This is a genomic window from Synechococcus lacustris str. Tous (assembly GCF_003011125.1).
GTDB classification, from domain to species: domain Bacteria; phylum Cyanobacteriota; class Cyanobacteriia; order PCC-6307; family Cyanobiaceae; genus Synechococcus_D; species Synechococcus_D lacustris.
This window is the reverse complement of sequence record NZ_PXVC01000072.1, coordinates 1-9,357: the sequence shown is the minus strand read 5'-3', so window position 1 is coordinate 9,357 and position 9,357 is coordinate 1. Positions and strand designations below refer to the sequence as shown.

The 9,357-nt window shown below is 55.2% G+C and carries 9 protein-coding genes; 6 read left to right on the top strand and 3 right to left on the bottom strand.

Annotated features, from left to right (window positions below):
• The 3 genes from C7K08_RS11190 to gyrA all read right to left on the bottom strand — a co-directional run.
• On the bottom strand, positions 1-490 hold a 490-nt coding region (locus tag C7K08_RS11190; RefSeq protein ID WP_241537224.1), incomplete at its 3' end, for a lycopene cyclase family protein.
• Positions 490-1,623, bottom strand: coding sequence for a CARDB domain-containing protein (locus tag C7K08_RS11185; RefSeq protein WP_106500696.1), 1,134 nt, complete (start codon positions 1,621-1,623; stop codon positions 490-492). The genes C7K08_RS11185 and C7K08_RS11190, both read right to left, overlap by 1 nt.
• Before the next feature lie 3 nt (positions 1,624-1,626).
• Entirely contained in the window at positions 1,627-4,242 is a 2,616-nt protein-coding gene (gene gyrA, locus C7K08_RS11180; protein ID WP_106500693.1) for a DNA gyrase subunit A, read from the bottom strand.
• Positions 4,243-4,302: 60 nt separating this feature from the next.
• Here gyrA and C7K08_RS11175 point away from each other — a divergent pair, with 60 nt between their 5' ends.
• The 6 genes from C7K08_RS11175 (at position 4,303) to hisH (ending at position 9,271) form a co-directional block, all read left to right on the top strand.
• A complete protein-coding gene (locus tag C7K08_RS11175) occupies positions 4,303-5,457 on the top strand; it encodes a homocysteine biosynthesis protein (protein ID WP_106500692.1) in 1,155 nt (384 codons plus the stop codon).
• Positions 5,458-5,515: 58 nt separating this feature from the next.
• Positions 5,516-5,914, top strand: a complete 399-nt coding sequence (locus tag C7K08_RS11170) for a CAAD domain-containing protein (protein ID WP_161955893.1) — start codon at positions 5,516-5,518, stop codon at positions 5,912-5,914.
• Positions 5,915-5,980: 66 nt separating this feature from the next.
• Complete coding sequence (locus C7K08_RS11165; protein WP_106500695.1) at positions 5,981-7,144, top strand: GuaB3 family IMP dehydrogenase-related protein; 1,164 nt, start codon at positions 5,981-5,983, stop codon at positions 7,142-7,144.
• Between the two features lie 186 nt (positions 7,145-7,330).
• Positions 7,331-7,654 (top strand): thioredoxin, encoded by a 324-nt coding sequence (gene trxA, locus C7K08_RS11160; RefSeq protein ID WP_106500694.1) that lies wholly within the window; start codon positions 7,331-7,333, stop codon positions 7,652-7,654.
• Between the two features lie 137 nt (positions 7,655-7,791).
• Positions 7,792-8,652: an LOG family protein gene (locus tag C7K08_RS11155; RefSeq protein WP_106500690.1), complete on the top strand. Its 861-nt coding sequence runs from the start codon at positions 7,792-7,794 to the stop codon at positions 8,650-8,652.
• Between the two features lies 1 nt (position 8,653).
• Positions 8,654-9,271, top strand: a complete 618-nt coding sequence (gene hisH / locus C7K08_RS11150; protein WP_106500689.1) for an imidazole glycerol phosphate synthase subunit HisH — start codon at positions 8,654-8,656, stop codon at positions 9,269-9,271.
• Positions 9,272-9,357: the final 86 nt, after the last annotated feature.

The window sequence follows — 9,357 nt, the reverse complement described above, 5'->3', positions numbered from 1 at the left end:
CGATGCCATAGGCCGCTTGGCTAGCCACTGGCTTGAGCTGGGTCCTTTTCACAAATGGGGAATGATGGCCGCTGGCATCTAACACCAACCGCGCCTCTAGGCACTCACCAGCTGCGGTGGTAATTAATGAATGCTTGGAATCATGGGCAACTGAAACCACCTGGCCCAGCTGCCAATCAACAGCCCCTTSTAGGCATTGATCAAGCCAGTGTTGCTGAAGGGCTTGTTTATCAAAAAGGCCGTAGTTRATGGGGTGATTGATATCTATATCAAAGTAGCTATGGCAGTTGCTCCAGCGGTGCTCCAGCAGATGCTGAAGGCCCAACTGATCCACCTCAGGGCCCCAGATACCAAAGGTGTTTGGCCACTGATCGCTTGGATCATGGGGTGCGATGCCCCTAACCCTTAARCCMTGCTGKGCAAGGGCGGCTGCAATGCAGAGGGCCGCCGGCCCAGCGCCGATAACCAGCACATCAATGGTGGCTGCCATCAGAGCGTTAGATCTAAACGGGCKCGATTATTAGCCTGCTGATTTGTTGGCTCAATTATTTGCCCCTCTGGATCAGCTATCACCTCCAAGCAGTGGCTGCCGCTGGCAAGGGCAAGGGGCACTTCAAACTGCTCGCTAGCGCCTGCMGCAAGCCAAGGCATGCGYAGAAATAGATGGCTGGAGTAGCAATCATTCACCACAACGGCAACGCCCACATCGCTCACATCCATAGCACCGCGATTTACAACCTTAAAGCTGGCAACAGCAGCGTTGTAGCTAAGTGCTTCAATTGCTAGATCACTGCTGAGGTGCTGCAGTTGCTGCAGTGGGTAGATAGCAAAACGCTTTAYTGCTTTTAAACAGCTGCCAGGGTGTTCATGGTGCAAATGGCCGCCATAGCGAAGATCACTACTGCAACCATGTAGATGTAAGTGGGCATCAGGATTWGGGATCGTAACTAAACCGGCGCTTGGGTTGGTAKCGAAAAATCCACAGCAATCCCACTCCATTGAGTTTCCGAGATAGCGCACGGGATCATTGCCGTTRCCAGGATCTTCAGGGGCAAGCCGGTAGTGCTGCAAWAGGTCGTAGATGCTGCTGGCGGCAGTTCCCTCGCTGGTTTCGCTGCGGGCAATAGCTGTATTGCGCCGTTGCTGACCCATGCAGAGCTTAGAAGCCACAGTGATTACAAGGCTTTGCCACTCCARCTCCAAGCGCAGGCCGTAGATCGGAGCCGCCGCCAATCGCCCCTGCTCCTGCAACTGCTTGATTGCAGCARCCACCAGCATTTGCAGTGGTTGCTCCCCAACACCAACAAGTTCAACGGGATCAAGTAAAACCTCTARGGCAGAGGCATCAGCTGTAAAACAAACGTAGGGGAAGTGGGAACTGCCGTCGCCAGGCCGTAGGGCACGAATGCCCCCATCAACTGCCTCACATTTCCAAATGGTGGTGTTGCCACTGGAATTGCGTAAAAAGCTAAGTTCACCGTTATCAATGCTGGTGGTGGTGCCCATCCCCAACACATCGCCAGTTAAGGGGATTGCAGTWAGGGGGAGGTGTTCTTTAACGTCCCCCTGGATCAAATCTGCAATCGTATTAGCAACCCAGAAATCAACACCAGGGTTTGCCATCACTTAAGCCTCAGCTTCWGCGCCAACCTCTTCTTCCAGCTCTAGGGCCGGCGGCACCAACACCACTTCAGCCAATCGATCTCCGGAATCCAATTTCTGCAATCTCACTCCAGTGGCAGCCCGGGATTGCTGGGGAATGGCATCGGATTGCAGGCGCACAATCACACCGCGTTCACTCACTAAAAGCAATTCCTCCTCCTCGCCCATCACCCGTAAACCCACCAAGGTATCGCCATCACGGCGGAATTTGATTCCCCTTAAACCCATGCCAGCGCGTTTCTGAAGCCGAAACTGATCCACTGGCACCCGCTTACCAAGGCCGGAGGCGGTGGCAACCAAAACCCAGGGGCCTTCACTGGTGGTTGGCACATCTACGTCGGCATCGGCATCAGCTGCTGCATCGGCAATTTCYAGATTGCTATTGGCGATGCGATCGGCAAGATCCTTTGGCAACACATCCATGCTCATCAAGCTATCGCCAGCGCGCAGGGCCATGGCTCGCACACCCCTGGCGGAGCGGCCCAGGGGCCTTAATTCATCATCGGAAATCCGGAAATGAATCGCCATTCCCTTTAATGAACCAATCAATACACTGTCGCCAACCTTGGCTAAACGCACCCAACGCAGGGCGTCGGAGGGCTCTAAACCAATGGCGATCAAACCATTGGCACGAATATTGGAAAAGGCTGAGAGAAGTGTGCGTTTTATATATCCGCCGCTGGTGAGCATTAGTAGCTGCACCTCTTCTTCAAAGGCGGAAACAGCCAATATGGAGGTGATCTTTTCCTCCCGCGGTATYGGTAGCAATTGCACTATTGGCGTGCCYTTAGCAGCGCGGCTGGCAATCGGCACGCGGTAGGCGGGAACCGAGTAAACAACACCACGATCGGAGAAGAGTAAAAGCGAATCGTGGTCGTTGCAGCTAATAAATAAACAAACCGCTTCYTCRCCTTGGCTCTTAGTRCCGGCTTTACCGCGGGTGCCGCGGCTGGTGGATTCAAATTCACTAACGGGCATCCTTTTKAGATAACCGTTTTCAGTGAGAAGCACCACCGAACGCTCATTAGCGATCAGATCAATGTCTTCAAGCCCCCCYTCTAAATCAAGGATTTCGGTGCGCCTGGGGGTGCTGTGTTTTTCCTTTAGCTGYTTTAATTCTGTTTCAATTATTTCGAGCACCCTTTCGCGATTTTCGAGRATATTTTTATAGTTGGCAATTTTAGCGAGCAAATCCTCATGCTCGAGCCTAATTTTATCWGCTTCTAGGGCGGTTAATCTACGCAATTGCATCTGCAAAATTGCGTCGGCTTGGATATCAGTTAAGCCATGTTGAGCAGTTAATTCCTGCCTGGCGGTRGCGGCATCAGCGGCGCCACGGATCAATTTAATAATTGCRTCTAGATCATTAAGCGCAACGAGCAAACCGAGCAAGATATGRTCTCTTTCCTCTGCCTTGCGCAATAGATAACGGGTGCGCCGCTCGATTGTTTCGATGCGGAATTCAATGAACACCTGCAACATCCGCCGCAGGTTAAGCACCAGCGGCTCACCCTTAACTAGGGCGAGCATGTAAGCGCTAAAGTTATTTTGAAGTGGTGTTATTTTATAAAGGTTATTAAGCACAACCTGGGGGTATGCGTCCCTGCGCAATTCAATAACAATTCGCATACCATCGCGATCACTTTCGTCGCGTATGTCTGAAATTCCTTCTAATTTTTTATCATTAACCAGCTCTGCAATCCGCTCAATCAAAGCAGCCTTATTTGTTTGGTATGGCAGTTCGGTGATAATTACGGCATCGCGATCAGGCCTACCCTTCACCTCAAGGGTTTCAATTGCAGCAACGCCCCTCATCGTGATTGAGCCGCGGCCACCGCTGTAGGTTTCACGAATGCCTTGGCGGCCRAGGATTTGACCACCGGTAGGAAAATCCGGCCCCGGAATTATCGACATCAAGCTGCGATCGTCTAATTCTGGATTAGCGATCAGTGCCAACACCCCATCGATAAGCTCACCCAAATTATGGGGGGGGATATTGGTTGCCATCCCAACGGCAATGCCGCTGGAGCCATTCAGCAATAGGTGCGGCAGCCGCGCTGGCATCACCGTTGGTTCCTGCTGGGAACCATCAAAGTTGTCGATAAAATCGACGGTTTCAGCCTCGATGTCCTCMAGCAGGCTGTCGGTGGTGAGCGACTGCAACCTGGATTCGGTGTATCGCATCGCGGCCGGTGGATCGTTATCCACGGAACCAAAGTTGCCATGGCCGTCGATCAACGGCGCGCGCATCGAAAAGCTTTGGGCCATGCGCACCAAGGCGTCGTATACGGCCGTGTCGCCATGGGGATGGTATTTACCAAGCACTTCACCCACYACACGAGCGCATTTGCGGTAGGGCCGATCGCTGGTTAAGCCAAGCTCATACATCGCATAAAGGATGCGGCGATGCACTGGTTTCAAACCATCGCGGGCATCGGGCAAGGCCCTACCCACGATCACACTCATCGCATACTCCAAATAGGAGCGCGACATYTCACTGCGTAGGTCGGTTTGGATGATTCGCTCGGTAGACCCTTCGGGGGAACCTTCCGGGGTGATCGATCCGGTGGGATCCGCCATGGAACTGCCTGCTGCGCTTGGCCGGGAGAACACCCAACATTACYTACAAAGCAGCCCCCCATGGCTTTCCAGCCCCGAACCCCAGAAGAACTGCGCCAAAAACAGCTGCTGGGRAAGCTGCGGGTGTGCAGCGCCCTTGAATTTCGCGCCTTGGCCAAGGCCCAAGGGCTGGAGGCGGCCTATGGCAGCACGGATGTGGTGGCAGCCGGCAGCTGCGAATTCACCGACCAGGGTCAAATTTGGCTGAGCCTTGGCCCCTGCGATCCACCCCTGCGCTTGCGCAGGGCARTGCTGGGGGGGGTGGCCGCCGGTGGGGGCTACGGCCCCGGCGAATTGTGTTTACCCATTGGTGCTGGCCTTGACACACCTCGCCGCCGCGGTGGCGCCCATGTGCTCGATCAGTTGTTGGCCGGGGAGGAAGTGCCCCTGGAATTATTCGGCGAGGCCACTGCCCTGCACCCCCGCCGGGAGCTGCAAACCCGCCTYCAGCTCAAGCAACTAWCAACKGCAAGGCTGCTGTTGAGCAGGGCGATCAGCGAAAATGGAGTGGTRGCCGTTAGCAGCGCTGAGGGTTTGCTAGCAAGCAGCATGGGCGGGCTCCTAGGCCCCTATGGCAACGCCTTGTTTAGTTGCAGTGGCGCCCGCAGCATTGGCCTGAGCATGCCTGGCTTAAGCCAACTGGGGCCAGGGCAACCCCTGCTGGTGGCGGGCAGCATCGGCCAGGTGCTAGGGCCCGGCAGTGGCCATCAACCGAATTGCCGCCGCCAGGCCAATGGCCAGGCCAGGGCGCCCGGGGCAACGGTGGCCGCCACGGTGAACCTGCACGGCTTAAGGCGCCAGTGGCTCAAACCCTGCTGGTTTGAAGGCCATGGAGCAGCCCTTTTGGTGGCGGTGGCTGCGCCGATTTTGCTGCTTGCTGAAACCCAGGCCCGGGCGGCGGCAGTGCCWGATGGGGCKTTGGAGGTGCCCGTATTGGATTTCTCCATACCGCGGCGAACTAGGCCAAGTTTTGGCACCGTGAGCTACGCGGCGCTACTGAGTGGCAGGATTCAGGTGGATGGCCAATGGGTGAAGGCAGCGCCGGCCTGCAGCCTCAAGCTTGGCGATAGCCACACGGCGCTGCTGGTGGAGAAATTGAAGGATGGCAGCTTCCCAATTCGAGCTTGGCAAGCTCCCCTCACTGGCGATGGCAGCCTGCAACCCCTTGATGGTTAAGGGAAAGTTTGATTATTWGTTTGCTCGGATAAAATYGGTTTTGCCATGCAGCAGTTCCATGGAAGATCCAGTTGTMAATCCAATTGATAGCCCAATTGCCAAAACGATTCTGGCCCCAGCCAACACAGCTGAAGCCAGCGAGGGTGGTGAGTGGCAAGAACTGATGGCCGTGTTGAACAACTGGCTCGGAGCTGGCAAGGCAAGCCAAATTTGGGAGCAAAGCCAACGCCCCCTGAAAGCAGCGGGCCTTGCAATTGTGCTTTTGATCCTCCTGCAGCTGCTCGGGGCAGTGCTGGGAACCCTTAATCACATCCCAATGCTGCCGMGGCTGCTTGAGCTGGTGGGACTGATCTGGCTAGGGATATTTGCAGCWAAAAAACTTGTGCGCAGCAGCGATCGCAAAACCTTTATCGGCCARCTCAGCGGCGCTTGGAATTCRTTTTCAGGGCGCCCATAGCCCCGAATACCACCTCAGCAATCGATTGATTGATAACTTGAGCCTTATCTAAGCAAAGGCCTCTTGGTGGACATTCAACTGGGGCGTTCCCGCATAGTGCGTCGCGCCTACGGGATCGATGAAATCGCTTTGGTGCCTGGCGGCCGCACCGTTGATCCAGCTGTTGTTGATAGCAGCTGGCGCCTGGCTGGTTTTGAGCGGGAAATTCCAATCATCGCCAGTGCCATGGATGGGGTGGTTGATGGGGCGATGGCGGTGGAGCTAAGCCGTTTGGGTGCTTTGGGTGTGCTCAACCTGGAGGGGTTGCARTGCCGCTACAGCGATCCAAATCCATTGCTCGATCGCATCGCAGCCGTAGGGAACGAAGAATTTGTTCCACTGATGCAGGAGCTCTACAGCCAACCGGTGCAGGAGGAGTTAATCCGCGCTCGCATTGCAGAAATAAAACAAGCCGGTGGCATCGCTGCAGTTAGTGCCACCCCAGCGGCAGCGCTGAAATTCGGTAAAGCGGTTGCTGAGGCAGGGGCGGATTTATTTTTTGTGCAAGCCACCGTTGTTAGCACCGATCACCTGGGMCCTGAAGGCCAAGAAACCCTGGATCTAGAAAATCTCTGCCGCAGCTTGGGGGTACCTGTGGTGATCGGTAACTGCGTTACCTATGAGGTGGCATTGCTTTTGATGCGTGCMGGTGCCGCTGCGGTAATGGTGGGCATAGGCCCTGGAGCGGCTTGCACCTCCCGGGGGGTTTTGGGCATTGGCATTCCCCAGGCCACTGCCGTTGCCGACTGCGCCGCGGCCCGCAACGACTTTGAGAAGGAAACCGGTCGCTACGTACCCATCGTTGCCGATGGCGGCATTGTTACCGGCGGSGACATCTGCAAATGCTTGGCCTGCGGCGCCGATGCCGTGATGATCGGATCCCCCATCGCCAGGGCCGCCGAAGCGCCTGGCAGGGGCTTCCATTGGGGCATGGCCACCCCCAGCCCRCTGCTGCCCAGGGGCACCCGAATCAAGGTGGGCACCACCGGCAGCCTCGAGCGGATCCTGCGGGGGCCKGCCAATCTTGATGACGGCACCCAAAACCTATTGGGCTGTATCCGCACTTCCATGGGCACCCTTGGCGCCCGCACGATCAAGGAGATGCAACAGGTGGAAGTGGTAGTGGCCCCGTCGCTGCTTACKGAAGGCAAGGTYTATCAAAAAGCGCAACAACTTGGAATGGGTAAATAAGGAAAAGAWTGGCGAAATGAGGCATTAGCATGGAAATGTGTGGCTTCGGCCTCACACTCCTCACACCACCCGCCCGGCGCGTCCGGGCTTTCGTCTTAAACAACTCCGCAACCATTGGTATTTCTCAAACCAATGGGGTTTTTTGCAGCAGCATTGCTAGATTGGAACATCGTTTACCAACTAGCAATGTCGAGCGCCGCTGCCGTTACCGATGCCTCCTTCGACCAAGACGTGCTGCAGAGCGACGTACCTGTGCTGGTGGACTTCTGGGCCCCATGGTGCGGTCCGTGCCGCATGGTGGCACCAATCGTTGATGAAATCGCCAAGGAATTTGAGGGCCGCATCAAGGTGATGAAGCTGAATACCGATGAAAATCCAAATGTTGCCAGCCAATATGGCATTCGCAGCATCCCCACTTTGATGGTGTTTAAGGGGGGCCAAAAAGTGGATACCGTTGTTGGTGCCGTACCCAAAAACACCCTGGCCAGCACGATTTCTAAATACCTCTGAAGCCAGAATTAATCAGCTCCCAGATCGATTCCCTAGCTGCTGAGCTCAGCAACCATCCCCATAAAGCGGCAGCCGTTAGGGCGCTTCAAACCCTGCTGCAGATCAGTAGATCCGATGCAGATGCCAACGACTGGCAATTGATTGAAGGCACCTTGGCTGATATGGCCGCTGGATTTTCCGTATTCCAYCCCCACCGCAGCACCCGCAAGTTGGCGGTGTTTGGTTCATCGCGCACCACARCGGCAGAACCCGCCTATGCCCTAGCGGTGGAGCTGGCGGCGGCGGCGGTGGCCGCTGGCTTTGATGTGATGACTGGCGCCGGTGCTGGCGTGATGGAAGGGGCAAACCGCGGAGCTGGCAGGGGCAATTCCTTTGGCTTGGATGTGCAGCTGCCTTTTRAACATGAAACCAACCCTTTTATTGCCTCTGATCCACGCCTGTTGAGCTTTCGTTATTTCCACACCCGCAAACTTTTCTTTTTGCGTGAAACCGCTGCCGTAGTGGTRTTGCCAGGTGGTTTTGGCACCCTAGATGAATTATTTGAAGCCCTCACCCTGATTCAAACCGCCAAAAATCCTCCGATTCCAGTGGTGTTGCTAGCCCCCCCTGGCGACAACTACTGGCAGCGCTGGCATAGCTATGTGGATGGCGCCCTTGGGGATCGGGGCCTAATTGCAGCTCAAGATAATTATCTTTATTGCAGCGCTGATAGCGCTTTGGCGGCAATGAACCACATCCGTCATTTTTATCGCGTTTTTCATAGCAGCCGCTTTGAGGCAGATAAATTGCAATTATTTTTAAATCATGCCATTAAAAAAACAGATATAGAATTATTAAATCAAAAATTTAGCCAGCTACTCTTAGGCGAAAAAATTACATTTAAACCTCTAAATCATAGTGATAACGCTGTTGCCGGTTGCCTTGAACTTTGTTTTGACCAGCGCCAAATGGGTGGTTTATATGCCCTAATCAACCATGTGAACAGTTTGGATTATTGAAATGATTGGCATAGTTGATTACGGCATGGGCAATCTGCACTCCGTGGAAAAAGCCCTCACCAAATTGGGCGGCCAGGTGCARATACTGCATGATCCASAACAACTGGATGTGGTRTCAGCTTTGGTGCTGCCTGGTGTGGGCGCATTTGATCCAGCCATGGCCAAGCTGCAGCAGGGCGGCTGGGTGCATGCCCTCAAAGATTGGGACGGCCAAAACAAACCCCTGCTTGGCATCTGCCTTGGGCTGCAATTGTTATTTGAAGGCAGCGATGAAGGTGAATTGCCGGGCCTTGGATTATTGGCAGGCCGGGTGGAACCCCTACCACTAATGCCGGGGGAGCCAAGGCCCCATATGGGCTGGGCTCCGCTCACATCAGCTGCCCCCAGTGCCTTGTTTGATCACCAGGCCACGCCGGTTTGGATGTATTTCGTGCATTCCTTTGCAGCGGTACCTGCGGATCGCAGTTGCATCACCGCCCTAGCCCCCTATGGCACAAGCCAGGTGGTGGCAGCTGTGGGTAGGGGTTCATTGCAGGCAAGCCAATTTCACCCTGAAAAATCCGGAGAGGCGGGCCTGCTGCTGCTGCGCCGCTGGCTACAAACCCTGCCATGGGCCTGAGGCTTAGCAATGGCCAAAAACTGCAAAGCCCCCCTGGGCTTGTGGCCCGCCCCACCCTTGCCCTAGTGCGAGAGGCGGTAATGAAT